General features: G+C 59.5%; 20 protein-coding genes and 1 other RNA gene. 9 read left to right on the forward strand and 12 right to left on the reverse strand.

Going from position 1 to position 25346, the window contains the following annotated elements; all coding sequences use genetic code 11:
* From xdhC to xdhA, 3 genes are read right to left on the reverse strand one after another with little or no spacing between them, the layout of a single operon-like run.
* Entirely contained in the window at window positions 1-843 is an 843-nt protein-coding gene (xdhC, locus tag M5C01_RS03160) for a xanthine dehydrogenase accessory protein XdhC (RefSeq protein ID WP_152737286.1), read from the reverse strand.
* Complete coding sequence (xdhB, locus tag M5C01_RS03165; protein WP_152737287.1) at window positions 840-3242, reverse strand: xanthine dehydrogenase molybdopterin binding subunit; 2403 nt, start codon at window positions 3240-3242, stop codon at window positions 840-842. The genes xdhC and xdhB overlap by 4 nt, the downstream gene beginning before the upstream one ends.
* Window positions 3235-4689, reverse strand: coding sequence for a xanthine dehydrogenase small subunit (gene xdhA, locus M5C01_RS03170; protein WP_178129743.1), 1455 nt, complete (start codon window positions 4687-4689; stop codon window positions 3235-3237). The genes xdhB and xdhA overlap by 8 nt, the downstream gene beginning before the upstream one ends.
* Before the next feature lie 256 nt (window positions 4690-4945).
* Between xdhA and M5C01_RS03175 the strand changes: the two genes are divergently transcribed.
* The 5 genes from M5C01_RS03175 to M5C01_RS03195 all read left to right on the forward strand — a co-directional run bounded on the left by M5C01_RS03175 (window position 4946) and on the right by M5C01_RS03195 (window position 14237).
* Window positions 4946-5605 (forward strand): GntR family transcriptional regulator, encoded by a 660-nt coding sequence (locus M5C01_RS03175; protein ID WP_103497392.1) that lies wholly within the window; start codon window positions 4946-4948, stop codon window positions 5603-5605.
* Window positions 5606-5607: 2 nt separating this feature from the next.
* Window positions 5608-9096, forward strand: a complete 3489-nt coding sequence (gene smc, locus M5C01_RS03180; RefSeq protein WP_178129744.1) for a chromosome segregation protein SMC — start codon at window positions 5608-5610, stop codon at window positions 9094-9096.
* A 262-nt stretch (window positions 9097-9358) separates the two neighbouring features.
* Complete coding sequence (gene zipA, locus M5C01_RS03185; protein WP_152737290.1) at window positions 9359-10204, forward strand: cell division protein ZipA; 846 nt, start codon at window positions 9359-9361, stop codon at window positions 10202-10204.
* A 218-nt stretch (window positions 10205-10422) separates the two neighbouring features.
* On the forward strand, window positions 10423-12780 hold the full coding sequence (gene ligA, locus M5C01_RS03190; RefSeq protein ID WP_152737291.1) for an NAD-dependent DNA ligase LigA: 2358 nt from the start codon (window positions 10423-10425) through the stop codon (window positions 12778-12780).
* A 287-nt stretch (window positions 12781-13067) separates the two neighbouring features.
* On the forward strand, window positions 13068-14237 hold the full coding sequence (locus tag M5C01_RS03195; protein ID WP_152737292.1) for a putative zinc-binding metallopeptidase: 1170 nt from the start codon (window positions 13068-13070) through the stop codon (window positions 14235-14237).
* A 78-nt stretch (window positions 14238-14315) separates the two neighbouring features.
* On the opposite strand, the gene M5C01_RS03200 is transcribed toward M5C01_RS03195, so the two are convergent.
* Window positions 14316-14498 (reverse strand): hypothetical protein, encoded by a 183-nt coding sequence (locus M5C01_RS03200; protein ID WP_152737293.1) that lies wholly within the window; start codon window positions 14496-14498, stop codon window positions 14316-14318.
* A 414-nt stretch (window positions 14499-14912) separates the two neighbouring features.
* Here M5C01_RS03200 and M5C01_RS03205 point away from each other — a divergent pair, with 414 nt between their 5' ends.
* Together M5C01_RS03205 and ffs are read left to right on the forward strand one after the other, a co-directional pair.
* Window positions 14913-15227, forward strand: a complete 315-nt coding sequence (locus tag M5C01_RS03205) for a hypothetical protein (RefSeq protein ID WP_152737294.1) — start codon at window positions 14913-14915, stop codon at window positions 15225-15227.
* A 225-nt stretch (window positions 15228-15452) separates the two neighbouring features.
* Window positions 15453-15549: signal recognition particle sRNA small type (gene ffs / locus M5C01_RS03210), an RNA gene on the forward strand.
* A 257-nt stretch (window positions 15550-15806) separates the two neighbouring features.
* Here the strand turns inward: ffs and M5C01_RS03215 are convergent.
* The 6 genes from M5C01_RS03215 to M5C01_RS03240 form a co-directional block, all read right to left on the reverse strand.
* A complete protein-coding gene (locus M5C01_RS03215) occupies window positions 15807-16448 on the reverse strand; it encodes a hypothetical protein (RefSeq protein WP_103496688.1) in 642 nt (213 codons plus the stop codon).
* Window positions 16449-16614: 166 nt separating this feature from the next.
* Window positions 16615-17319 carry an AAA family ATPase gene (locus M5C01_RS03220; protein WP_152737295.1) on the reverse strand — a complete coding sequence of 235 codons (705 nt, stop codon included), beginning with the start codon at window positions 17317-17319 and terminating at the stop codon, window positions 16615-16617.
* Window positions 17319-18062: an ABC transporter permease gene (locus M5C01_RS03225; protein WP_152737296.1), complete on the reverse strand. Its 744-nt coding sequence runs from the start codon at window positions 18060-18062 to the stop codon at window positions 17319-17321. Before M5C01_RS03225 ends, M5C01_RS03220 begins: the two co-directional genes overlap by 1 nt.
* Before the next feature lie 527 nt (window positions 18063-18589).
* Window positions 18590-19411, reverse strand: a complete 822-nt coding sequence (locus M5C01_RS03230; RefSeq protein ID WP_152737297.1) for an AraC family transcriptional regulator — start codon at window positions 19409-19411, stop codon at window positions 18590-18592.
* A 5-nt stretch (window positions 19412-19416) separates the two neighbouring features.
* On the reverse strand, window positions 19417-19968 hold the full coding sequence (locus M5C01_RS03235; RefSeq protein ID WP_152737298.1) for a kinase inhibitor: 552 nt from the start codon (window positions 19966-19968) through the stop codon (window positions 19417-19419).
* Between the two features lie 232 nt (window positions 19969-20200).
* The gene (locus M5C01_RS03240; RefSeq protein WP_152737299.1) at window positions 20201-21106 is read right to left on the reverse strand and encodes a DUF2167 domain-containing protein; all 906 of its coding nucleotides are present in this window, start codon (window positions 21104-21106) and stop codon (window positions 20201-20203) included.
* 175 nt (window positions 21107-21281) lie between these two features.
* Between M5C01_RS03240 and M5C01_RS03245 the strand changes: the two genes are divergently transcribed.
* The gene (locus tag M5C01_RS03245; protein ID WP_152737300.1) at window positions 21282-22850 is read left to right on the forward strand and encodes a hypothetical protein; all 1569 of its coding nucleotides are present in this window, start codon (window positions 21282-21284) and stop codon (window positions 22848-22850) included.
* Here the strand turns inward: M5C01_RS03245 and M5C01_RS03250 are convergent, their stop codons facing one another.
* Entirely contained in the window at window positions 22851-23726 is an 876-nt protein-coding gene (locus M5C01_RS03250) for a LysR substrate-binding domain-containing protein (protein WP_152737301.1), read from the reverse strand. It abuts the gene before it with no gap.
* A 106-nt stretch (window positions 23727-23832) separates the two neighbouring features.
* On the opposite strand from M5C01_RS03250, the gene M5C01_RS03255 reads away from it, so the two are divergent.
* On the forward strand, window positions 23833-24762 hold the full coding sequence (locus tag M5C01_RS03255) for a DMT family transporter (protein ID WP_177102528.1): 930 nt from the start codon (window positions 23833-23835) through the stop codon (window positions 24760-24762).
* A 40-nt stretch (window positions 24763-24802) separates the two neighbouring features.
* Here M5C01_RS03255 and M5C01_RS03260 read toward each other — a convergent pair whose 3' ends face one another.
* On the reverse strand, window positions 24803-25117 hold the full coding sequence (locus M5C01_RS03260) for a helix-turn-helix transcriptional regulator (protein WP_103496699.1): 315 nt from the start codon (window positions 25115-25117) through the stop codon (window positions 24803-24805).
* Window positions 25118-25346 lie beyond the last annotated feature (229 nt).

Raw genomic sequence — 25346 nt, forward strand, 5'->3', positions numbered from 1 at the left:
TCAGTGTGTGGCCTGGCTGCGGCGCGAAGCCGGCAGCAGTTTGGCAATAGGTTCGGCGCTCGCGCTGTGCTGGCCGAAATTCGCGTTATAGGTGGCGATGATCTCGCCGGCGATGGAGATGGCGATTTCCACCGGCAACTTGCCTTTGACTTCGGCCAATCCCAGCGGACAGCGCATGCGTTGCAGCACGCTGGCGTCGAAGCCGCGCTCGCGCAGGCGGTGTTCGAACTTGACCCGTTTGGTCTTCGAGCCGATCAGGCCGAAATAGGCGAAGTCGTTGCGCTTGAGGATCGCGGCGGTGAGTTCCAGATCGAGCGGGTGATTATGGGTCATGACGATGCAGTAGCTGCCCGCGGGCAGGTTGTCGATCTCATCCACCGGTTCCTCGCTGACGATCTTGCGTACGCCGCTGGGAAGCTGTGCCGGAAACTCCTGCTCGCGGGAATCGATCCAGCGTACCCGGCAGGGCAGGCTGGCGAGCAAGGGCACCAGGGCGCGGCCGACATGCCCGGCACCGAACACCGCGATTTCTGCCTGGACCTGGCCCATGGGCTCGAACAGCAGCACGGTGACGCCGCCGCAGCACTGGCCGAGGCTGGCGCCCAGGCTGAAACGCTCGAGATGGGTGTTCTGCTGGCCGCTGGCGAGCATGTCCCGGGCGATCTGCATGGCCTTGTATTCCAGGTGACCACCGCCGATGGTGTCGAAGGCGCCGGCGGCACTGACGACCATTTTCGAACCGGCATTGCGCGGCGTCGAACCGAGCTCTTCGATGATGGTCACCAGCACGCAGGGCTCGCCCTGGTTCTGCAGGTCGGCGAGGGCGCTGATCCAGTAGTTCATAGACACCTCTCTGTCGTCTGTTCGACAACCGCGACCTGTTCCGCCTTGACCTGACGCATCTGCTCGCAGCCCCATAACACCCGCTCCGGCGTCGCCGGGGCATCGATTTTCGGTTGAACCCGATAATCCGCCAGGCTCGCCACCGCATCCTTGAGCGCACACCACACCGCAATCCCCAGCATAAAGGGCGGTTCGCCCACGGCCTTGGAATGGAACACCGTGTCTTCCGGGTTCTTGCGGTTCTCCACCAGCCTGACCCGCAGGTCCAGCGGCATATCGGCCACCGCCGGGATCTTGTAGCTGGCCGGGCCGTTGGTCATCAACTTGCCCTTGGCGTTCCACACCAGTTCTTCCATGGTCAGCCAGCCCATGCCCTGGACAAAGCCGCCTTCCACCTGGCCGATATCGATGGCCGGGTTCAGCGAGGCGCCGACATCATGCAGGATGTCGGTGCGCAGCATCTTGTACTCGCCGGTCAGGGTATCGACGATGACCTCGGCGCAGGCCGCGCCATAAGCGAAGTAATAGAACGGCCGGCCCCGGGCCTGGCTGCGGTCGTAGTAGATTTTCGGCGTCTTGTAGAAGCCAGTGCTCGACAGCGACACCTGGGCGAAATACGCCTGCTGGATCAGCGTCTCGAAGGTCAGGATCTGGTCGCGTACCCGCACATGGCCGTTGCGGAATTCCACGTCCGCCTCGCTGACCTTGTAGTGCCGCGCGGCAAACTCCACCAACCGCTGCTTGATGATCTCGGCGGCGTTCTGCGCCGCCTTGCCGTTCAGATCGGCACCGCTGGAGGCGGCGGTGGGCGAGGTATTGGGCACCTTGTCGGTGTTGGTGGCGGTGATCTGCACCCGATCGATTTCCACCTGGAACACCTCGGCCACCACCTGCGCGACCTTGGTGTTCAAGCCCTGGCCCATCTCCGTGCCACCGTGGTTCAGGTGGATGCTACCGTCGGTGTAGACGTGCACCAGCGCCCCGGCCTGGTTGAGGAAACTGGCGGTGAACGAGATACCGAATTTCACCGGCGTCAGCGCCAGGCCTTTTTTCAGCACCGGGCTGTGGGCGTTGTAGCGGCGAATGGTTTCCCGCCGTTCGACGTACTGGCTGCTGGCTTCCAGTTCGGCGGTCATTTCCTCGAGCATATTGTGCTCGACGGTCTGGTAATAATGGGTGACGTTGCGTTCGGTCTTGCCGTAATAGTTGGCCTTGCGCACCGCCAGCGGATCGAGGCCCAGGTGCCGGGCGATGCTGTCCATCACCTCTTCGATGGCGACCATGCCTTGCGGACCGCCGAAGCCGCGATAGGCGGTGTTGGAAGCGATGTTGGTCTTGCAGCGATGGCCGTTGACGGTGACGTCGCCCAGGTAATAGGCATTGTCGGCATGGAACATCGCCCGGTCGACAATCGATGCCGACAGGTCTGGCGAACAACCGCAGTTGCCTGCCAGTTCCAGGTTGATCCCGTGCAGGCGCCCGCTGCTGTCGAAGCCGACGTCGTACTCGATATAGAAGGGGTGGCGCTTGCCGGTCATCAGCATGTCTTCGACCCGGGGCAGGCGCATCTTGGTCGGTTGCCCGGTCAGGCGGGCCACCACCGCACAGAGGCAGGCGGGGCTGGCGGCCTGGGTTTCCTTGCCGCCGAAACCGCCACCCATGCGCCGCATATCGACCACGATCTTGTTCATCGACACGTCCAGCACCTCGGCCACCAGCTTCTGCACTTCGGTGGGGTTCTGGGTCGAGCAATAGACAATCATGCCGCCATCTTCGGTGGGCATGACCGAGGATATCTGGGTTTCCAGGTAGAAGTGTTCCTGCCCGCCGATATGCAGGTTGCCCTGGATACGTTGTTCGGCAGTGGCCAGGGCGGCGGCCGAATCACCGCGTTTATGGGTATGGCTGTCGAGCACGAAATGGCGTTTGCGCAGGGCCTCGACCACATCCAGCACCGGCTCCAGGTCTTCGTACTCGATCACCGCGGCCATGGCCGCCTGGCGTGCGGTATCCAGGTCGCGGGCGGCGACGGCGAGCACCGGTTGGCCGACGAATTCGACGATATCGATGGCCAGCAGCGGGTCGCCCGGCAGCAGCGGGCCGATGTCCTTGAGGCCGGGAATGTCTTCATGGGTAATGGCAATGCGCACACCCTCGAAGGCATAGCACGGCGCGGTATCGATGCTGAGAATGCGCGCATGGGCGCGATCGGACATCCGCGCATAGACGTGCAACTGGTTGGGGAATTCCAGGCGGTCGTCGATATACACCGCCTCGCCGGCCACGTGTTTGTCGGCGCTGTCGTGCTTGACGCTGCGACCGACGCCGGTGCTCAGGTCCCGGGCGAACAGTTCGGCCATCTCGGCCTGGGTTTTTTCCACGGCGTGAGGGTTAGACATAAGCGGTCACCCGAGTCTCGATGTGCGGTGTTTGCAGCTCGATAAAGTACTTGCGCAACAGGTTGCGAGCACTGAGCAGGCGATATTCCTTGCTGGCGCGGAAGTCCGACAGTGGAGTGAAATCCTCCCCCAGCGCCGCGCAGGCACGTTCCAGGTTGTCCTGGTTCCAGGGCTGGCCGACCAGGGCGCGTTCGCAGGCACGGGCCCGTTTGGGAATCGCCGCCATGCCGCCGAAAGCGATCCGCGCCTCGGCCACGACGCCGTTTTCGAGGCGCAGGTTGAAGGCTGCACAGACGGCTGAAATATCGTCGTCCAGGCGCTTGGAAACCTTGTAGGCACGGAACTGCCATGCGGCATCGGCCCGGGGCACAATGATGCTTTCGATAAACTCGCTGTCCTGGCGCGCGGTGACCCGGTAATCGATGAAATAGTCTTCCAGCGCGAGGGTGCGCGTGCTGTCGCCCTTGCGCAGCCGCAGTTGTGCGTTCAGCGCGATCAACAGCGGTGGTGAATCACCAATCGGCGAGGCATTGCCGATATTGCCGCCCAGGGTGCCCTGGTTGCGGATCTGCAGGGAGGCGAAGCGTTGCAGCAGTTCGCCGAAGTCCGGGTACTCGGCCTTGAGGGTGGCGTAGCAATCGGAGAGCGGGGTCGCGGCGCCGATTTCCAGGTGATCTTCAAAGGTTTCGATGCGCTTGAGTTCGGCCACGTTGCCGACATAGATCATCACCGGCAGGGTGCGGTGGAACTGGGTGACTTCCAGCGCCAGGTCGGTACCGCCGGCCAGCAGTCGGGCTTGCGGATAAGAGTCGTAGAGCGCGGCCAGGTCGGCGACCGTCAAGGGCACCAGGCAGCGCTTGTCGCCGCTGTTCAGTTCCGCTGTTTCGGTCGGTGCGATGGCCTTGAGGCGGGCGATGGTTTCGGCTTCGCGGGCATCGAACTGGTCAGCCGGCTTGTTGCAGCAGGCGCGCTCGGCGGCGGCCAGGATCGGCCGGTATCCGGTGCAGCGGCAGAGGTTGCCGGCCAGGGCTTCATGGGCCTTGTGGCTGTCCGGGGCATCGCTGTTCTTTTGCAGGGCGAACAGCGACATCACGAAGCCCGGCGTGCAGAAGCCGCACTGCGAGCCATGGCAGTCGACCATGGCTTGTTGCACGCTGTGCAGTTGGCCCTGATGCTTGAGGTCTTCAACGCTGATCAGTTGCTTGCCGTGCAGCGACGAGACAAAGGTCAGGCAGGAATTGAGGCTGCGATAGCGGATCTGCTCCTGGCCCGAAGCGTCGCAATGCAACTCGCCGACCACCACGGTGCAGGCACCGCAATCGCCGCTGGCGCAGCCTTCCTTGGTGCCGGGTTTGCCCAGGTGCTCGCGCAAATACTCGAGCACCGTCAGATTCGGGTCCAGGGCGTGCTCGCGGCGGAGTTCCTGGTTGAGTAAAAACTGGATCACGGAAGGCCTCGCAGACTCATTATTGTTGTTGACCGATGGGCAGAATCTAGTGATATCTGACTTTTCGGTCAACAAATATCTGACCTTAAGGTCAGGAAAATCTCGCGATTGAAAGCATGGAGCGCTTTCTCCCAGTCTAGCTGCTGAAATAATTGCGGGATTCGTGCCAAATTCCGCCTCAGGAGCCCTGCGCCACCCGGTATCAAGTGCGCTACACTGCGCCGCTTGCACTGATCGAAGATTTTGAAGGAAAACCATGACGTTCAAGGCGCCGGACAGCCTCGCCGAGCAAATTGCTCACCACCTCGCCGAACGCATCATTCGCGGCGACCTCAAACCCGGGGAGCGCATCCAGGAACAGAAGGTTACGCTGGCGCTCAATGTCAGCCGTGGCTCCGTACGCGAAGCGCTGCTGATTCTCGAACGCCGCCATCTGATTGCCATCCTGCCCCGGCGCGGTGCCCATGTCACCGAGCTCACCGCCCACAAGGTGCAGAGCCTGTGCACCCTGATGAGCGAGTTGTACATCCTGCTGGGCAATGCCGTCGCCCAACGCTGGAAGGAGCAGGCCGACCTCGCGCCGTTTCTGCAACTGCAGCAGCGCCTGAGCGCCAGCTTCGAGAACGCGGATATCCGCACCTTCGTCGAAGACAGCTTCAATGTGATGCGCGCGGCCTTTCCGTTCGCCGACAACCCGTACCTGCAGGAAACCGTCGAGAACCTGCAGCCGGCCATGAGCCGCGCCTATTACCTGGCGCTGGAGCGGCGCAAGGCGGAAATGAGCGAATACCTGACCCTGTTCGCGCAACTGCTGGCCGCCGTCATGGCCCGCGACCTGCCGCTGATCCGCACGGTCCTGGCCAACTACGCCCAGCGTAGCTGCGACATCGTCCTGTCTGCCCTGGCGGTCGACTAAGCGTGCGGCTCAAGTGCATCAAGTTGGCGGGGTTCAAATCCTTCGTCGACCCGACCACGGTGAACTTCCCCAGTAACATGGCGGCGGTGGTCGGTCCCAACGGTTGCGGCAAGTCGAACATCATCGACGCCGTCCGCTGGGTGATGGGCGAGAGCTCGGCGAAGAACCTGCGCGGCGAGTCGATGACCGACGTCATCTTCAACGGCTCCACCAGCCGCAAGCCGGTAAGCCAGGCGAGCATCGAACTGGTGTTCGACAACTCCGACGGCACCCTGATTGGTGAATACGCCGCCTACGCGGAAATCTCCATCCGCCGCAAGGTCACCCGCGACAGCCAGAACAGCTACTTCCTCAACGGCACCAAATGCCGGCGCCGGGACATCACCGATATCTTCCTCGGCACCGGCCTGGGTCCGCGCAGCTACTCGATCATCGAGCAGGGGATGATCTCCAAGCTGATCGAAGCCAAGCCCGAGGACCTGCGCAATTTCATCGAGGAAGCGGCGGGCATCTCCAAGTACAAGGAGCGCCGTCGCGAGACCGAAAACCGTATTCGTCGTACCCATGAAAACCTGGCGCGCCTGACCGACCTGCGCGAAGAGCTGGAGCGCCAGCTCGAACGCCTGCACCGGCAGGCCCAGGCCGCTGAGAAATATCAGGAATACAAGGGCGAGGAGCGTCAGCTCAAGGCCCAACTGTCGGCCCTGCGCTGGCAGGCACTGAACGAGCAGGTCGGCCAGCGCGAAGCGATTATCGGCAACCAGGAAATCAGCTTCGAAGCCCTGGTGGCCGAGCAGCGCAATGCCGATGCCAGCATCGAGCGCCTGCGGGACGGGCACCATGAGCTGTCCGAACGCTTCAATCTGGTGCAGGGGCGCTTCTATTCGGTCGGTGGCGATATCGCCCGGGTCGAACAGAGCATCCAACATGGCCAGCAACGTCTGCGCCAGTTGCAGGACGATCTGCGTGAAGCCGAGCGCGCCCGTCTGGAAACCGAATCGCACCTGGGTCACGACCGCACCTTGCTGGCGACCCTCGGTGAAGAGCTGGCCATGCTCGAACCCGAGCAGGAGGTGACCAGCGCCGCTGCCGAAGAAGCCGCCGCCGCGTTGGAAGAGTCGGAAACCACCATGCACGGCTGGCAGGAACAGTGGGACAACTTCAACCTGAGCTCGGCCGAGCCGCGGCGCCAGGCCGAAGTCCAGCAGTCGCGGATCCAGCAGCTGGAAACCAGCATGGAACGTCTGGCCGAGCGCCAGCGGCGTCTGGCCGAAGAGCGCGCCTTGCTCTCGGCGGACCCGGAAGACGCGGCCATCCTCGAACTCAGCGAGCAGTTGGCCGAGAGCGAGCAGACCCTGGAAGATTTGCAGGCCAGCGAAGAAGGCCAGGTCGAGCGCCTGGAGCAACTGCGCCAGGATTTGCAGCAGGCCATGCAGGATCAGCAACAGGCCCAGGGCGACTTGCAGCGCCTCAATGGCCGCCTGGCCTCCCTCGAAGCCTTGCAGCAGGCGGCGCTCGATCCGGGCACCGGCACGGCCGAGTGGCTGCGTGAGCAGCAGTTGGCGCAGCGTCCGCGCCTGGCTGAGGGCTTGAAGGTCGAGGCGGGTTGGGAGCTGGCGGTGGAAACCGTGCTCGGCGCCGACTTGCAGGCCGTGCTGGTGGATGATTTCGCCGGTCTCGACCTCGGCGGTTTCCAGCAGGGCGACCTGCGTCTGCTCAGCCCGGCGCCGGACGGCACCCGGGTGCCGGGCAGCCTGCTGGAGAAGGTCGAGGCGGATATCGATCTGTCGCCCTGGCTGGGTCAGGTCAAGCCGGTTGAAAGCCTTGAGCAAGCCTTGTCCCTGCGCGGTCAATTGGCGGCTGGGGAAAGCCTGATCAGTCGCGACGGTTTCTGGGTCGGGCGGCATTTCCTGCGGGTGCGTCGGGCCAGCGAGGCCGAGAGCGGCGTGCTTGCCCGGGGTCAGGAAATCCAGCGCCTGGGCCTGGAGCGTGAAGAGCGTGAAGAAACCCTGGCCAGCCTCGAAACCCGCTTGCAAACCCTGCGCGCCACCCAGCGCCAGCAGGAAACCGGACGTGAGCATCTGCGCCGTCTGCTGCAGGACGAAGCCCGCCAGCAGGGTGAGCTGAAGGCCAAGCTGTCGGCCAGCAAGGCCAAGGCCGAGCAACTGCAATTGCGCCGTACCCGTCTCGATGAAGAGCAGGGCGAACTGGGCGAGCAGCGTGCCCAGGAACACGAAGAAGTCGGTGAGGCCCGCCTGCAACTGCAAGAGGCTCTCGACACCATGGCCGTCGACACCGAGCAGCGCGAGTTGCTGCTGGCCCAGCGCGACAGCCTGCGCGAGCGCCTCGATCGGGTTCGCCAGGAAGCCCGCCAGCACAAGGACCATGCCCATCAGTTGGCGGTACGCCTCGGCTCCCTCAAGGCCCAGCATGATTCCACCCGCCAGGCCCTGGAACGCCTGGAGCTGCAGTCCGAGCGCCTGAGCGAAAAACGCGAGCAGCTGAGCCTGAACCTGGAGGAGGGTGAGGCGCCGCTGGAGGAGTTGCGTCTCAAGCTCGAAGAGTTACTCGACAAGCGCCTGAGCGTCGACGTCGAACTCAAGACCGCGCAGATCGCCCTGGAAGACGCCGACCGCGAGTTGCGTGACGCCGAAAAACGCCGTAGCCAGGCCGAGCAGCAGTCACAGCTGATTCGCGGCCAGCTCGAACAGCAGCGTATGGAATGGCAGGCCCTCAACGTACGACGCAAGACCTTGCAGGACCAGTTGCTGGAAGACGGCTACGACCTGCACGGCGTGCTCGCCACCCTGACGGCCGAGGCCAGCGAGAAGGACGCCGAGGAAGAACTCGAACGCATTGCCGCGCGCATCCAGCGGTTGGGCGCGATCAACCTCGCGGCCATCGACGAATACCAGCAACAATCCGAGCGTAAACGTTACCTGGATGCCCAGAACGCCGACCTGGTGGAAGCCCTCGATACCCTGGAAAACGTGATTCGCAAGATCGACAAGGAAACCCGCAATCGCTTCAAGGACACCTTCGATCAGATCAACGCCGGCATACAAGCTTTGTTTCCAAAAGTGTTCGGCGGCGGCAGCGCTTACCTGGAGCTCACCGGTGATGATCTGCTCGACACCGGGGTCACCATCATGGCGCGGCCCCCGGGCAAGAAGAACAGCACCATCCATTTGCTCTCCGGCGGCGAAAAGGCCCTGACCGCCCTGGCCCTGGTGTTTGCCATTTTCAAATTGAATCCGGCACCGTTTTGTATGCTCGACGAAGTTGACGCGCCGTTGGATGACGCTAACGTTGGACGGTATGCCCGACTTGTCAAAGAGATGTCACAAACGGTGCAGTTCATCTATATCACCCACAACAAGATCGCCATGGAAATGGCCGATCAACTGATGGGCGTGACCATGCACGAGCCGGGTTGTTCACGGCTAGTGGCGGTGGATGTGGAGGAGGCCATGGCCCTGGTGGACGCCTGAATCGTCCGCCGTTGAGGCAAAGATATTCGAGGCGTAAGGGGATTTCCTTGGGCATTGTGGGAACTAGCACTGATCCTTGGGGACTTATAAATGCAAGCCTGTACGACAGACGGTGTAAAGTTTCCTTGTGTCGTGTTAATTTAATGTCAAGTTTTCTTGTGCGTGGGAAAAAATGCCTGTCAGAACATAGAGTTGGCGCCACGCTTTAAAGGGGTTTCAGCCCTTTCTTCATAGAACCATTTATTTAGAGGCACGGGATTACATGGAAATCGGTCTGCGCGAGTGGCTGATCGTCATCGGCATCATAGTCATTGCCGGTATTCTTTTTGATGGCTGGCGCCGGATGCGCGGTGGCAAGGGCAAGCTCAAGTTCCGTTTGGACCGGAGCCTGTCGAACCTGCCGGACGAGGATACCAGCGCCGAATTGCTGGGCCCGGCCCGTGTGCTGGACACCCACAAGGAACCTCAGCTGGACGAGCATGACCTGCCGTCCGTGAGCATGCCGGCGCGTGAAGGCCGCGAGAAGCCGTCCAAGCGCGGCAAGCGTGGCGGCGAGCCGAGCCAGGGCGATTTGAACCTGGACCTGGATGAAGGCCCGAGCTTCAGCAGCCGCGACGATGACTTCCCCGAGGAAGGCAACAAGCCGGCGGCGCGTCAGGAAAAGGAACAGCCGGCAGCGGAAGAAGTGTTGGTCATCAGCGTGATCAGCCGCGACGTCAACGGTTTCAAAGGCCCGGCGCTGTTGCAGAACATTCTGGAAAGCGGCCTGCGTTTCGGCGAGATGGATATTTTCCATCGCCACGAAAGCATGGCGGGTAACGGCGAAGTGCTGTTCTCCATGGCCAACGCGGTGAAGCCGGGTGTCTTCGATCTCGACGATATCGACCACTTCACCACTCCGGCGGTGAGCTTCTTCCTCGGTCTGCCGGGCCCGCGTCATCCGAAGCAGGCGTTCGACGTGATGGTCGCCGCCGCTCGCAAATTGTCACAAGAGCTCAATGGCGAACTGAAGGATGACCAGCGTAGTGTGCTGACCGCCCAGACCATCGAGCACTACCGTCAGCGCATCGTCGAGTTTGAACGTCGCGCCTTGACCCAGAAGCGTTAACCGTCGCATTTTTGGGTGTTCTTGAGGGCCCCTTCGCGGCGGTGCGGCGATCCGACAAGCCCTGCTCCTACAGTTCGGTGTCGAATACAAGTTTTGAGTACGACATGGGCCTGTAGGAGCAGGGCTTGCCCGCGAAGAGGCCAGATGGCTCACCGCAACAACCCGCACTAACATATTGAGCAGCCTCGGCTGCTCTTTTTTGCTTTTGAGAGAACTCCATGACCGCCGCCCACACCCGGATTCTAGAGCTGCGCGCTGAACTGGATCAGCACAACTACCGTTACCACGTCCTCGACGAGCCGAGCATTCCGGACGCCGAGTACGATCGCCTGTTCCACGAACTCAAGGCCCTGGAGGCCGAGCACCCGGAACTGGTCAGCGCCGATTCACCGACCCAGCGCGTCGGCAGCGCGGCACTGTCGGCCTTCACCCAGGTCCGGCATGAAATCCCCATGCTCAGCTTGGGCAACGCCTTCGAAGAAACCGATATGCGTGAGTTCGATCGTCGGGTCAGCGAAGGCCTCGACCTGCCGGCTGGCGACCTGTTCGGTGGCGGCGCCGAAGTTGAATACAGCTGTGAACCCAAGCTCGATGGCCTGGCGGTCAGCCTGCTGTACCAGGACGGCGCCCTGGTCCGTGGCGCCACCCGTGGCGACGGCACCACCGGCGAAGACATCAGCGTCAATGTGCGCACCGTGCGCAACATCCCCCTCAAGCTTCACGGCAGCGGCTGGCCGGCGACCCTGGAGGTACGTGGTGAAGTCTTTATGTCCAAGGCCGGCTTCGAGCGTCTGAACGCCTCGCAGCTGGAAGCCGGCGGCAAGACCTTTGCCAACCCGCGCAATGCCGCGGCCGGCAGCCTGCGCCAGCTGGACTCGAAGATCACCGCCAGCCGTCCGCTGGAGTTCTGCTGCTACGGCCTGGGCCAGGTGTCCGCTGAAATAGCCGACACCCATATCGGCAATCTCCAGCAACTCAAGGCCTGGGGCATGCCGGTCAGCCGCGAACTCAAATTGGCGAAAGGCATTGGTGAGTGCCTGGATTATTACCGTGACATTGGTGAGCGGCGTAACGCGCTGCCGTACGAAATCGACGGCGTGGTGTTCAAGGTCAACAGCCTGGCGTCCCAGCGTGAACTGGGTTTCCGCGCCCGCGAACCGCGCTGGGCGATTGCCCACAAATTCCCGGCCATGGAAGAGCTTACCGAACTGCTCGACGTGGAATTCCAGGTCGGTCGTACCGGTGCCGTCACCCCCGTGGCCCGACTGAAGCCGGTCAAGGTCGCGGGCGTGACCGTGTCCAACGCCACCTTGCACAATATGGATGAAGTGGCCCGTCTGGGACTGATGATTGGCGACACCGTGATCATTCGCCGGGCCGGCGACGTGATTCCGCAAGTGGTGCAGGTCGTGACCGAACGGCGCCCGGACAATGCCCGAGCAGTGCAGATCCCGGAAAGCTGCCCGGTGTGCGGCTCCCATGTCGAACGCACGCAACTGGTCAAGCGCAGCAAGGGCCGCGAGACGATCAGCGAAGGCGCGGTGTATCGCTGCGTCGGCCGATTGGCCTGTGGTGCGCAGCTCAAGCAGGCGATCATCCATTTTGTCTCCCGTCGGGCCATGGATATCGAAGGCCTGGGCGACAAGACCATCGAGCAGTTGGTGGATGAAAAGCTGATCGCCTCGCCAGCGGATCTCTACACCTTGGCGTATGAGCAGATCGTCGACCTGGAAGGCTTTGCCGAACTGTCGACACGCAACCTGCTGGAGGCGATTGCCGACAGCAAGAAGCCGAGCCTGGCGCGGTTTATCTATGCCCTGGGTATTCCCGATGTGGGCGAGGAAACGGCCAAGGTTCTGGCGCGTAGCCTTGGCTCGCTGGAGCGGGTCATGCAGGCGCTGCCGTCGGTCCTGACCTACCTGCCGGATGTCGGCATGGAAGTGGCCCATGAGATCCACAGCTTCTTTGAAGACGAGCACAACCGCACGGTTATCAAGGAACTGCTGGAGCGTGGGCTGGAATTGCAGGACCAGGGGGAGCTGGGCGCCGAGTTTGCCGCCAGCACTACCCTGGGCGGACTGATCGCCAAGCTGGATATCAGCTCGGTGGGGCCGACGGCGGCGGAAAAGCTGGCGACCAAGTTCGGTTCGGTCGAAGGTGTTATCGCGGCGGACTGGCTGGATCTGCGCCAGACCTTGAGTGAAAAGCCGGCCAATGCCGTGCGTGAGTTCTTCGCCCAGCCGGAGAATGCCCGGCGAGCCTTGGCGATTGAAGCGCAACTGCGTGATTTCGGCATGCATTGGCAGAGCGAGAAAAAGGCTGTGGAAGGCTTGCCGCTGGCGGGGCAGACCTGGGTGCTGACTGGCTCGTTGGAGTTGATGAGCCGTGATGTGGCCAAGGACAAGCTGGAAAGCCTGGGGGCCAAGGTGGCGGGCTCGGTCTCGGCCAAGACCCACTGCGTGGTGGCGGGCCCGGGTGCCGGCTCGAAACTGGCGAAGGCTAACGAACTGGGGCTCAAGGTGCTGGATGAAGAGGCGTTCGTGGCGTTCCTGAAGGGCCGTGGTATCGAGGTCTAAGCCCGAAAGTGCCGCAATCTCCTGTAGGAGTCGGCTTGCTGGCGATGGCGTCCTGGAGGCCGCCAAAAGCTTCGCTGGCAAGCCATGCTCCTACAGGCCTAGGTCGTACACACAACTTTCATCCGACACGAAACTGTAGGAGCAGGGCTTGCCCGCGAAGAGGCCCTTGAGGCCACCAAATCTTCCGCGGCGAGCCACGTTCCGACCGCCGATGTTTCTTCCCTGCATCAGGGAACCCACCACCGCGCCCAATGATCTAGTCTAGGCAGGCCCCTGGAGAGATCGCCATGTACCGGTTCTTCGAACAACTCAGTTCCCGCATCGCCGCGCCCTTCATCAGCGAACCCTCGCGCAACAGCAAGGTCTGGCGTTGCCGTTGCGATCAATCGGTATTCTTCCGCAACAGCCAATGCCTGGCCTGTTCCGCGGCCCTGGGCTACGAGCCTCAGGGCAGTGTACTGTCATCCCTCCAACCCGGCCCCTACCCAGGGAGCTGGCAACTGGACACCGACCCCGACGCAGGCCTGTTCCGCCGCTGCGCCAACCTCGACACCGCGGCCGCCTGCAACTGGGTGATTCCCTACGCCCACGGCAGCGCCCTGTGCACCGCGTGCGCCCTCAACCGGACCATCCCCGACCTGTCCATCGCGGAAAACCCGGATCGCTGGCGCAAGGTCGAAACCGCCAAGCGCCGCCTGGTGGCCCAGCTGATCACCTTGGGCCTGCGAGTCATCCCGAAAACCTGGGACGAAGAAAGCGGCCTGGCCTTTGACTTCGTCGGTGTCGACCTGGAGGGCAAGGCCCCCATGACCGGCCACGCCAACGGCCTGGTCACCCTCGACATCAAGGAAGCCGACGACGCTCACCGGGAAAAAGTCCGCGTGCAGATGCACGAGCCATACCGCACGCTGCTTGGCCATTTCCGCCATGAAGTAGGTCATTACTACTGGGATCGACTGATTGCCAACAGTCACTGGCTGGAACCGTTTCGCGGCCTGTTCGGTGACGAGCGCGCCAGCTATGCCGACGCCCTGGAGCGTCATTACCAGCAGGGTGCCCCGCAGGACTGGTCGCAACACTTCGTCAGCGCTTACGCGACCATGCATCCCTGGGAAGACTGGGCTGAGACCTGGGCGCATTACCTGCACATGATGGACGCGGTGGACACGGCACTGGGCTTTGGCATGAGTGCCAAGGAATCGGATTTCGACTACCCGTCGTTTCCCCTGAGCGCGCTCTACGACCCGCAACATCCGGAGGGGCCGGCGTTCCTGTCGTTCGTCAACGCCTGGATCGAGCTGGCGGGCATGCTCAACGAACTGTCCCGCAGCATGGGACAGCCGGATTTCTACCCCTTTGTGCTACCGCCGGCGACCATCGCCAAGCTGCACTTCATCCACCTGGTGATCCAGGAGGAGGGTGGCCGGGCGGATGAGGTGTTGCAGGTCGCGTCCTGAGGTTTTTTTACAAGCCCAGTTCGCTGTTTGAGCCGAGTCGGATGAAGTGCAAGGTCGCGTCATCCGGTTTTCGATAAATCATCCTTCTGCGTTCAGATCCGCCATCAAGTCCTCTATGGAGTCGAACGATTTCAAGCTACCTTGTCTGGCTTCTTTCATTGCCTTCAAGGTGCTGGTGCTGAGCTCTGGCGATTTGAACTGTAGCGTTTCATCTTTGATGGGCTTGTCAGTGTGAGTAAAAACTACTGTGTTTGCGAGCATGGTTGGATTCTCCAGGTTGGCTCAATTTTTCTGCATGAGTCTTACTTGTCAGCATCCAGTCAATTCTCGGTGTGGTGTTGTCGAAAGATCCCTTTCACTTGCCTGAAATTTCCTAGAAAATCCCAGCCCGTTGCGCCTGTTCGAACCGGCGGCTAGTCTGCATTCCGTCACCGCAAAATCGGTGATGTGGACGTGCAAGTCCGGTTCGCAACATCAGGCGCACTGTCGCTCCTCGCCTTCAGTCATTCTCTGTGTCTGAAATCTGGCGTTATGGTGGCTGTGCGCGGGAGATCTTCGGGATCTGCCGGGTTTCCTATGTTGCCCCGGTCTTGCACACCTGCGTACAGCTGCCACCCTAATTCGCGTGCAAGCGAACGGGTGATGGCTCCCACTCAGCAACTTAGGACCATCACTATGTTCAAGATCACCCCCAATCCCCCAAGTGAAGACCTGTCGTCTCTTGCCAGCCAACTGGCGATTGAGCGAGCGTTCGCCCATTACGAACTACCGCCGGACAACGTCTCACGACGTCGACGCGAACAGCTGACGACCGAAGACGCCTTGACGCAAATCGGCGAAATCCTCCAATCGGCTTCGGCCACGGCTTACGAGTGCGCGGACAACCTGCAGGGTTCCAATCGCAAGCTGGCCTTGGGCGTGGTGCACCTGGTCGATCTGGCCTTGAGTCGTGTGGATAAGCTGCTGGACAAGCAAGCACTACCAGCCTGACCTATCCCTGTAGGAGCGAGCTTGCTGGCGATGACGGCAGTGAATCCACCGCCGCCATCCCTGGCAGGCCGCTGGGCCTGATCCACGCTGAGGACCGCCACACACCAGACGCCGACAAGTACTTGACCCTCATCGAATTTTTATCGACGCCAAGCGGTTGTAACTTCTCGTTATCTAGGTACAATGGCGCGGCTCGCCGTCAGGCGGGCGTCGTTATGGTGACCCCATCGGTCCCCCCGCAACGATTACCCGTGAACCTGGTCAGATCCGGAAGGAAGCAGCCACAGCGGGAACATTGTGTGCCGGGGTGTGGCTGGTGGGGTTGCCTCCATAACGCCCACCATCAAAGCTTATCCCCCTGAATATCAGTCAAAGTGCCAGATCAAGATCGGCGCTTCGATTTTCCACGTCCGAAATTCAAGATTCGATCCGAAGCCTTGGCACCCTGGCTCGTGCCACAAATCCGGACGCCACACGGAACCTGGCGGGATGTTCTATAAGGCTGTTACCTTCGTTTGACGACTCTCGTGTGATATCAGAGATGTCCAGGGGGGTAAGGGTGGGGAGAAAAATGGGATATCAGACATCCACTACCTTCGGTTGCATGGCTGGATTCAACGCGACCTCATGGGTCAGCATATTAAAAATTTGCGGTTGCACGACATACTTCCATTTGCCCTCTTTGTAGAACAGAAAGTTGAACGCGTTGGGCGCAGGATATTTCTGGTCGCTACGGCAATAGTCACTGGCGTCAATGCAGGAAAGAATGGATTGTCCCTGGGCCAGGATCAGCTGATTGATAGTTGCGCTGTCTGGATGTTGGTGATGATAAATTCTGAGCATGTTGCTGCCGGCCGGAGAGGTTGTTGTGACCAGCGCGCACCCGTTCATGGCGGCAGTGAATACAAAATTATGCTGTGGATTATGCCGTGGTATATCGACAAAACCAGGCAATACATTGCCTTGAATAAAGGGGCACCAGTAGGCGGTGACCAAGGGATCGGTATGCGTGGGGTTGCCGGTTGGTGCCAGTATGACTTCTTTCGCCTGCCCGTCACCCAGCAGGTCGAAGGCGCCTGATTTGACGGTATTGAGAACCCTGTTTCGCTGTTGGTTCGTGCTGTTCGCTTGGTCCTTCATAAACCACGACACATTGTTTATCGCTCGCTGAGCGACATACCATATCGGATTGTTCCTAAAAGTCAGGTTGTGGCCGTTCATAATGATCTCCAGTTGTTGCGAAAATACCCGGCACCAAGGAAAGTGCCAGTGGGTGTGTAGTATTTTGTGAATGGAGAGAATGGTATTTATAGATTGGTGGGTGGACAAGTAATCAAACATGATGAAATATTTCCGAGCTCAAACTCAGGGCTGTCGAGGCGTTGCCTTAAAAAGCTGCGGCTTTTATAAACGCCTCATCAAGTGATTTCGCATCATAGGTTTCCATGAAAGTGTGGCGGTCGTCAAATCGCTTGAACCGCTTTTGACTTAACATATAAAAGTAGTCGCAGTGGTTAATAATTTCATCGACATTGTGCGAGGAAACCAGAATAGCGGCACCTCTTTTGGCTGCTCCGTGCAGACACTGCCAGATATAGTGACGAAATTCTGGATCGACACCTGCAGTGGGTTCGTCCAGGATGATGAGATCCGCGTCTATCGACAAGAGCGAAAGGGCAAAAAACCAGCGCTTTTCTCCATAACTGCATAAAGCAGACTTTTTTTTCCAGATCTCTTTGTAGCGATTGATGATGCCGGGACTCCATTGTGAAAGCTTGTGGAGTGTTTGCGACTGGGTATTCTGTATAGAGGAGCAAAGCAGGTTGGTCATTTCGAAGATATCGAACATGCGTAGTGCAGGCGGTGTCATGAGTGTCTGAGATAGATAGAGCTCTTTTGAGAAGCTGTTTCGGACATCCCCTCTACAAGGCGTCTTCAGTTTGCAGATGATATCAAAGAGTGTCGTTTTTCCAGATCCATTTGGACCCAGTACACCAATAATGGTGCCGGGGCGTATCGTCATTGTTGCATTTTCGAAAATTATTCGATCGTGATACTTGAAATCTATTGAATCTATCGTTAGGTTTTTCATTAGTAGCGGCTCCAGACAGGGTTGATGCGCAAAAATTTGATAGTGATAAGCAGGCTTGAAACGAATAAAAATAAAGTGAGTAGGGTGAATGTCGTTTTTCTTTTGAAGCCGTTCTCAATCAGCTCGGTGGCGTGCAATAAGGGATTGCCCAGATTGACAGCTTTAAGTAAAGGTGTCGTTGAAAGCGAACCGGATAGACCAAGGATCAGAAGGGCGAATGAAAAAATAGAGAATAGGGTATTTGCGTTTTGGAAGTTTAGTGGGAGGAAGCTGAAGTAGATGCCGATTGAGCAGAATAGTAGGTAGCAAATATAAAATCTCGAAATAATACTCAGGAGTTCCAAGGTGGAGTAAGCACCGAAGGGCGGGCGAGTGGCAAGGTAAAACACGACGCAATAAATCATGGCAATGACCGAGTAGGCGAGGGCTTGGGCCAGGATAAAGATTCGTTTCGCTTCGTGATTGTAAATGAATGACCGAATGTAGCCGCTTTCTCGACGGCCTATGATGTAAAAGGAGAATCCAAACAAGGCAACATTGGAAGAAATGTAGGCATAGAACCAGGCTGTGTGCTCGATGTAATCCCCCGAGACTGAATTCATCCAGCCTCTGGACAGGGCCAGGAGATAGAAAGCGGCACACGGCGAAATAATAATCCAGAATAAGGCAATGGGCTCCTTGAGTTGCTCTTTTATGAAAAGCCATGCCAAACGACTTGAACGGAAAATAATTCGACTTTGCATGGGGTTATCCTTTATGGAAATGGAACCATCATCGATTTACGTTCAGGGATTATGTCGTGCTTGAATTGAGATGAGTGTTTTTCGGTGTGAATAGCTATTTTTTATCGGATGCTGGCTGCTGCGATAACTATAATTTCCATATTGAAGCTACGTCAAATACGAGCTAGTTTGTCTGTAGGAATTCTTACTGAGCTCTCGGACGGCAGGTAGAGTCGCTCTTTTTTAGCGCGGTTCGGAGGAGAGCGCTAAAACGAGATTTATGAAAAGAAATGCCAGATTTTTGTAGGCTGTTTCATACGCTAAATGAAGATGACTTCTGTTCGTGAGGCGACGAACGGTCTTCGAAGAATTTCTATTTTCGAGATTGCTGTTCGGCTCAACGATCACTATTGATTTAGTGATGCAGGGTTAGAATGTTGCGAGAAAGACGGCATGAGGCCATGTCTGCAACTCTATTTTTTGAATAGAAGGCGCTTTATAGAATCGAAATAAACGAAGAGATTTAGCGGGTTTATCTTTGTCTTGGGTTACAACACCGCCCGCAGCTCCCGCGGCGACAACCCATAATGCTTGCGAAACCGCACCGCAAACCGTGAAGCCGAAGCATAACCACTGGCTGCCGCAATTTCCCCGATGGGTCGCGGAGTGACCTGCAACCACTGCAACGCCATCCCCAGCCTGACGTTCTCCAGGATATTGCTGAAGCTATCGTCCTCGTTCGCCAACTGCCGGCGCAATGTCGAAGCACCGAGGTTCAGGCGCTCGGCGACACTGGCAACGGTCCAGTCCCGTGCCGGATCGCTCATGACAATCTGCTGCACGCGCTCACACAGCGGATCTCGACGGTCCAGTAGCACCGGGCCGGCCCAACCGCCCAGGGCCAACGCCAACAACACCGTTTCCGCATAATGGGTGCGCAAGGCATCCGGCGAGTCGGCGTTGATGCAGTCCAGCAGGTTTTCCCAGGCCTGGGTCGTATGCCGATCCAGCGGTACGCACAACTCCTGTGTCGCCGCGCGTCCGGGGAAAGTATTGATCTGCTGGCTGTAACGAACGCTGAAGGCCCGCAACAACTCCGTGGGAAAGGTCACTGCATCGGCGATGTAGTAACCCTGTGCCCCGGGATAGTTGCTGATCCCCACTTCGCACCCCGCCGGCATCAGGATCAGATGCCGTGGACCCACGCGCATTTGCCGATCATCCCAGCCCATCAGCTTTTCGCCCTGGCGGACACGGCACAGGGTGGTGACGAAAATCGGCACCCGCTGCAGTGCATGGGGCTGGCGCGCCTGTATGACACTGGCGCCGATACGGCTTTGGCGATGTTGGATGCCGGCGGGGGCGTTCATGGTTCCTAGCGTCCGTAGGGGGCGGTGAGGGTGGCTTTGCCCAGGGCGTTGGCGTTGAGCATGTAACCTACCATGGCGCCGCTGGATTGTTCATTGACCGGCAGTTTATCGACCTTCAAGGCCCAGACGGTGAATTGATAGCGATGCGGTTTATCGCCGGCCGGCGGGCAAGCGCCGCCGAAGCCTGATTGGCCATAGTCGGTGCGACCCTGGACGGCACCTGCGGGCAGTTGGCTGGCAGCAGGGTTGCCTGCGCCAGAGGGCAATTCGTGGGTGGAAGTCGGGAGGTTGACGACTGTCCAGTGCCACCAGCCGCTGCCGGTCGGAGCATCAGGATCGTAGACAGTGATGGCGAAGCTTTTGGTGCCGGCCGGGGCGTCTTGCCAGGACAGTTCAGGCGAAGTGTTGCCGCCTTCGCAGCCAAAGCCCTGGAACACCTCGCGGCTGCTCAACGGCTTGCCGTTGGCGATGTCGCGGCTGGTGAGGGTGAAGTCGGCGGCCTGGGCGCTGAGGCTCAGGCCGAGGGTGAGGGCGGTGAGGAGAAATCGGGTTTTCATGCTGATCTCGTCTTGGTAGGGAGAGGAGATACAAGTGTATTGAGGGACTGAACGGGTCGTTGTGCCGTTGCGCTCGACCATTGTGCCGAAACGCTCTCGGTGTTTTCTGTAGGTGCTGCCGGTCGGCGCCGGATTGTTTGCGATGTTTGTCGCAAGAGAGCGGAGCGTCAGGCGCTCCGCATCATCGTTGACGTTTATCGCCAGCAAGCCGGCTCCTACAAGGGCTGGTATATCACTGACGCTTGAACAACTTGCGGAAGAACCCGGCAACCACCACCAGTCCCACCACGATAAATTTCTTCAGCGCCAGCAGCATCACGCCGATCTTGGCGAACAACCCCGCCTTGGCCGCAATACCGCCCGCCACCAATGCCGCCAGCCCGTAAGGCGCCAGCTTGTCAGTCTTGGAGTCATAGTCGGCATAACGGTTGCCGTCGGTGAAGTTGGTGAACGCCAGAATCTTCGGCGTTTCCAGCTTGATGGTCTGCAAATCGGCCATCGCCGCCACCGCGTTGAGCTCCAGGACTCCCTCGCGACCCAGCACTCGGATGCTGTAGTTCAGGGTGGTCTGTTGCGCATCGTCGGCCTTCAGCTCACGGGCCCAGTACATCTTGTGGCTGCCCTGGTCGTAGCTCGGTGGCTCGGCCCAACCCAGCAGCGACAGGCCGGCGTAACCCTGCTTGTGACGCTCCTTGTTGTTTTCCTCATCATCGGCCTGCATCTGCTTGAGCAGGTCGGCGTAGTCGATCTTGGCCGCGTCATCGTCGGAAATATGCCCGTCGTTCTTGTAGCTGACGATCACGCCCCAGCCATTGTCCGCCAGCGGGCTGGTCGACTTGGGAATGATCATGCCCAGGGTCTTGTGACCGGGCGGGTTGCCCCAGCCTTCAGTCAGCAGACGCTCGGTGTCGGCCGGCGACAGGTAGTAGAAATCGTCATTGAGTTGCAGCGTGGCAATGCCACTGGGCAGGGTAATGGTGCCGTGCTGCTGCTTGAGGGTAGCCAGCCATTGTTCAGTCGTTTGGTGGGGCGGGGTGCTGGCGGTCGGCGCCGGAGCGGGAGAGCTGGCGGCCAGGGCAGGCAAAGTGAGGCTGCTGAGCGCCACTGCGGCCAATAGCTGGCGCAGGTGATGTTTCATCGTAGTCCCTTACATTTTGAATTGATTTGGTCGGCAGGATAGCTGAAGGGGCGAAGGTCGCGCTAGAGAAGGCGTGTAGTCGCTTTCAGGGGGCTTGGGGTGGTGTGACGATGGATTTGTGACACTCTGGTGCCATTGACACAGCGTGTTTTTGGCCAGGATTGCGAGGCAGCAAATGGCGCGAGAACAGTATCCATTCCAGGCGTCCTCACGAATCTACAAGCAGGCTCGCGAGTTGGCCGACAAGCTGCGTAAAGCCAGCATCGCGGGGAGCCGTCATTGCTTTTCCAGGGCGTCGGACAGCCTGGCCGCCCAAGGCCTGGGGCTCTTGCAGAGCGATGAGCAATGGCAGTCGGCGATTGAATGGGCAAGGAACGATCTGGATGCCCTGGCGCGCCGGGTTGACCCGAGACTCGCCATTCCCGCACTGATCGAGGCGGTGGACGATTTCTATTACGGCCAGAAGAACTGGCGCAAGAAGGTGCCTTGGTGTGGCTCTTCGTTGAAAACGACGATCGCGCTCATATGGCCCAATCGCAAGGAACCGTTGGCCGTTGATAGAAGCGCCGCCCAGTTGCTCAATCTGGTCAATGCGGTGATTGCCTGGGAGCAATTGAGAGAGATCTACGAGAGCAGCCAGGTTTTCAACTTTCAAGCGGTCAGTCTCAGGTCCCATGGATTTGAGTTTTCAGACAAGGCTGACCAGCGGCTGTTGGGGCGCTGGAACGCCATGGCAGCGCCCTACGGTGAAAACCAGAGAACGCTTGAACATTCGAAAGCGGTTATCTGGAAGGACCTCTTGCAGTTTTCCCAGGCCGTCTCTCTCGTCCTGTCGGGGCGCGACTCCACCACGATTGAATTGTTTGCCGGAACGGTCTTTGCGCTGGCTGGAAAGAACCCGGCATTCTGGATTGGGCTCAATGCCCGGCTGGTGTTGCTGGCCTGTGTGCGTCACATCAAGTCGACCGGGTCGAAGCGTATGGCCGGCGTGGTGCTGTTTGAGGATCTTCCTATTGTCACCGATGCTTTCGGTGATGATCCCGTGCTTGCGAAACAGTCTCTCGAAGCCTGTTTTTGGCAGGAGTCCTGGTACCCGGACCGAGTGAGGAGCTATCCCTCGAACATGTTGGTCGAGCGGCCTGTCGTGCGAATTGATGGCAGGACATTTGCCACAAGTGTCATGACCATAGTCGACTCCGTGAATTGTTTTGTTGAACACTCTGTTTTCCGCTACGTGGGCTATGGCGGGGCTCCTGTGGACGATGAGTCCTTTCGCGTGCATGTCTCGCAGCCTTTTGAAAATGCCGCGGTGCAATTGCTCCGCAAGGCCGGCTGGAAAGCCGGTGGGGTCAGTGATTCCGGATATTGGCAAGCCACAGAGTCTCGCCTGGAGCACGAGAGTGGCCAGAAAGTGCCCGGGGAAATCGATGTATTGGCATTGCACCCCTCCGGGCAGGTCGCCCTTCTGATCGAGTGCAAAGTGCTCAGCCAGCCTTTTTCAATGAGCAAGTTGAGCAATGTGGTCGGTAAGTTGGGCCCCTCCGACAGCGAGGGTTTTCACGCGAAGCTCGAGAAGAAAGTTGCTTGGGCCGAAGCGACCAGCGCCATGAAGGGCGCGCAGGTCGTTGGTCTGCTGTTGGTGGAGCATGGGAGTTTTCTCGGGAGAAACGCTGCCCATCTGGTCGTCGAGATGCGCCAACTGGAAAAGCTTGTCGCGCAGATCAATGAAAAAACCGCTGAGTGATCAGCGATCCCTCTGTTCCAGGCGCTCCTGCAACAGCCGGGCAAACGCGTCGCGAGCCGGATGGCGAGTTGTCTCCTTGTGCCAGATAAAGCAGTTTTCCACCGGCGCCAGTTCAGCGAAGCGGTGGGTTTCGAGCCTGGCGGACTGCTCATAACGTTGCAGGATGCCCTCGGGCACCAGGGATACGCCGGCACCGGCATGCACGCTGCCGATGATGGTGGCCCAACTGGCGTAGCTGGCAATGGTCGGCTGCGGGTCATGGGGCTGCACCCAGTTTTTCAGGGCCGCGCGATAAGGGCAGCCGTTGGGCCACATGATCAGGGTCCTGCCGCGCAGGTCGGCGGCCTCCTGGATCGGACCGCTGCCGGCGGCGCTGATCAATACCAGCTGTTCACGGTAAAGTGCGTTGCTGGCGATTTTCGGGTGCTGGATATCGGCGGCGATCAGGGCGCCATCAAGGCGACGTTGCCGTACGTCTTCCAGCAGTTGTGACCAGTTGCCAGTGGTCAATTCCAGGCTGACGCCGGGATAGGCCTGCTGATACTCGGCCAGCAGCGCGGGCAGGTGCACGGTGGCGCAGGACTCGATCGCACCGATGCGCAGGAGGCCCGACGGTTGGGTGTTGGCGTCGACGGCGCGCTTGGCTTCGTCCACCAGCCCGAGGATTTTCGTGCAGTAGTCGAGGAATACCGTGCCGGCCGGGCTCAGGCTCAGGCCGCGTCCGGCGCGGATAAACAGGTCGGTACCCAGTTCGCTTTCCAGCTGCTTGACCCGCGTGGTGATGTTCGACGGTACGCAGTGCAGTCGCTGCGCCGCCTGGGCGATGCTGCCGGTTTCGGCGACCGCTTTCACCATGCGCAGTTGCGCCAGTTCCATGATTCACTCCCGGTGAATTCTCGACTCAATATTGATCAATTGTTCTGGCTGACAGGCCGCTCGAGACTGTGCGCACACCTCGGATCATCTTGGATATCGCACGCTCGTGAAAGCCCTGTCCGCTTTAAAAGTCCCTCTGGCCACCACTGTCGTCATCCTCTGCTGGGCCTACTCGCCCGTGGGAATCCATATCGGCCTGGAAAGCTACAGCCCCGGGCACCTGGCGCTGTTGCGGTTTTTGATTGCCTCGCTGTTCATGGCGCTGGTCGCGCTGCTGAAGGGGATCGCGCTGCCACGCCTGAGGGATTTGCCCTGGTTGTTTGCGCTGAGCTTTTTCGCGATTTTCCTCCATCACATCAGCCTCAACTACGGTCAGCAGTGGGTCAGTCCGGGGGCGGGGAGTGTGCTGTCGCAGTCCACGCCGCTGTTCAGCACCTTGATCGCGTTTTTCTGGCTGAAGGAGTCGGTGTCACTCGGCCGTTGGCTCGGCGTGCTGTCGGGATTGGCCGGTGCCCTGGTGGTGGTCTGGGGCGATCATGGGGTGGGGACGTTCGATCCCCGGGCCTTGCTGATTCTCTTCGCGGCGCTGTCCTGGAGTCTTTATTTCGCCTTGCAAAAACACTATTCCGGGCATTACAGCGGGCTGACCACGGTGTGTTACATGGTCTGGGCCGGGACCTTGTTGCTCTGTGTCTATGCGCCGGGGCTGGCGCAGGAGGTGGTGGCGGCGCCGCTGCGGGTCAATGTCGCGGTGCTGTTGCTGGGGATTTTCCCCAGTGCCCTGGCCTACCTGGCCTGGGCCTATGTGCTGAGCCATTCGCTGGTAAGCCGTTCGTCCATTGCGCTGTATCTGATTCCGCCCGTGGCGATGCTGTTGGCGGCGCTGGTCCTGGGGGTAGGGGTTTCAGTGCTGGTGATGGTCGGCGGCGCGATTGTCCTGGGCAGTGTGCTGGCGCTCAATCTGGAAGGGCGGCGGCAACCCGCCACGGTGTCCGCCCAGCCCCGCAGCAGCGGGGTGGGGCAGCGCAGTGTGTAGCCATTTGGCGAGCGTATCCTGGTAACAGACAGGCGTGAGACTAAGGCTTGGACAAGGCTAGATCGACCGCCGCGATCAGCTTTCCCAGGTCCTTCGGGGGAGCGTTGTGGATGACGCCGAACAGGTAGGCACGCTGCTCGTCTTCGTCAGCCAGATCTGTGAAAAAGGCTTTAAGCTTCACCCCCAGGACATCGGCAAACAGGAACAAGGCCTCGACGCTGGGGGTGTAACTGCCGGTTTCGAAGCGGCTGATGGTTTTGGGGTCAAAACCGGTTTTCTCTCCGAGTTCAGCCTGAGTTAGCCCCGCTACCTTGCGGTAGCGCCTGATGGCCGTACCCAAACTTGAAATTTCCATCGCTCAATTCCCATTTAGAATCAAGAACTTAACGATAAATCTTTACATTAGACAACGCCATGGTTCATCACCTTCTATTGCATAATGTGATGTAATTCGTAGAATCAGCATTTAGGACAGGTATTTGGTGATCCGGTTTCCGGTGAAATATTTGTGAAACGGGAAATCCAGGCATTTCTTGGGTGCCCATGCCGTGACGGTCATAAGCCCTGAACAACGCATTGTCTCA

The organism is Pseudomonas sp. MWU12-2319 (assembly GCF_023242525.1).
GTDB lineage: Bacteria > Pseudomonadota > Gammaproteobacteria > Pseudomonadales > Pseudomonadaceae > Aquipseudomonas > Aquipseudomonas gingeri_D.

What these genes read in the sequence shown, in the direction of transcription:
- xdhC (WP_152737286.1), bottom strand. Translation starts at nt 843, where the DNA reads ATGAACTACTGGATCAGCGCCCTCGCCGACCTGCAGAACCAGGGCGAG.
- xdhB (WP_152737287.1), bottom strand. Translation starts at nt 3,242, where the DNA reads ATGTCTAACCCTCACGCCGTGGAAAAAACCCAGGCCGAGATGGCCGAA.
- M5C01_RS03175 (WP_103497392.1), top strand. Translation starts at nt 4,946, where the DNA reads ATGACGTTCAAGGCGCCGGACAGCCTCGCCGAGCAAATTGCTCACCAC.
- zipA (WP_152737290.1), top strand. Translation starts at nt 9,359, where the DNA reads ATGGAAATCGGTCTGCGCGAGTGGCTGATCGTCATCGGCATCATAGTC.
- ligA (WP_152737291.1), top strand. Translation starts at nt 10,423, where the DNA reads ATGACCGCCGCCCACACCCGGATTCTAGAGCTGCGCGCTGAACTGGAT.
- M5C01_RS03195 (WP_152737292.1), top strand. Translation starts at nt 13,068, where the DNA reads ATGTACCGGTTCTTCGAACAACTCAGTTCCCGCATCGCCGCGCCCTTC.
- M5C01_RS03200 (WP_152737293.1), bottom strand. Translation starts at nt 14,498, where the DNA reads ATGCTCGCAAACACAGTAGTTTTTACTCACACTGACAAGCCCATCAAA.
- M5C01_RS03205 (WP_152737294.1), top strand. Translation starts at nt 14,913, where the DNA reads ATGTTCAAGATCACCCCCAATCCCCCAAGTGAAGACCTGTCGTCTCTT.
- M5C01_RS03215 (WP_103496688.1), bottom strand. Translation starts at nt 16,448, where the DNA reads ATGAACGGCCACAACCTGACTTTTAGGAACAATCCGATATGGTATGTC.
- M5C01_RS03220 (WP_152737295.1), bottom strand. Translation starts at nt 17,319, where the DNA reads ATGAAAAACCTAACGATAGATTCAATAGATTTCAAGTATCACGATCGA.
- M5C01_RS03225 (WP_152737296.1), bottom strand. Translation starts at nt 18,062, where the DNA reads ATGCAAAGTCGAATTATTTTCCGTTCAAGTCGTTTGGCATGGCTTTTC.
- M5C01_RS03230 (WP_152737297.1), bottom strand. Translation starts at nt 19,411, where the DNA reads ATGAACGCCCCCGCCGGCATCCAACATCGCCAAAGCCGTATCGGCGCC.
- M5C01_RS03235 (WP_152737298.1), bottom strand. Translation starts at nt 19,968, where the DNA reads ATGAAAACCCGATTTCTCCTCACCGCCCTCACCCTCGGCCTGAGCCTC.
- M5C01_RS03240 (WP_152737299.1), bottom strand. Translation starts at nt 21,106, where the DNA reads ATGAAACATCACCTGCGCCAGCTATTGGCCGCAGTGGCGCTCAGCAGC.
- M5C01_RS03245 (WP_152737300.1), top strand. Translation starts at nt 21,282, where the DNA reads ATGGCGCGAGAACAGTATCCATTCCAGGCGTCCTCACGAATCTACAAG.
- M5C01_RS03250 (WP_152737301.1), bottom strand. Translation starts at nt 23,726, where the DNA reads ATGGAACTGGCGCAACTGCGCATGGTGAAAGCGGTCGCCGAAACCGGC.
- M5C01_RS03260 (WP_103496699.1), bottom strand. Translation starts at nt 25,117, where the DNA reads ATGGAAATTTCAAGTTTGGGTACGGCCATCAGGCGCTACCGCAAGGTA.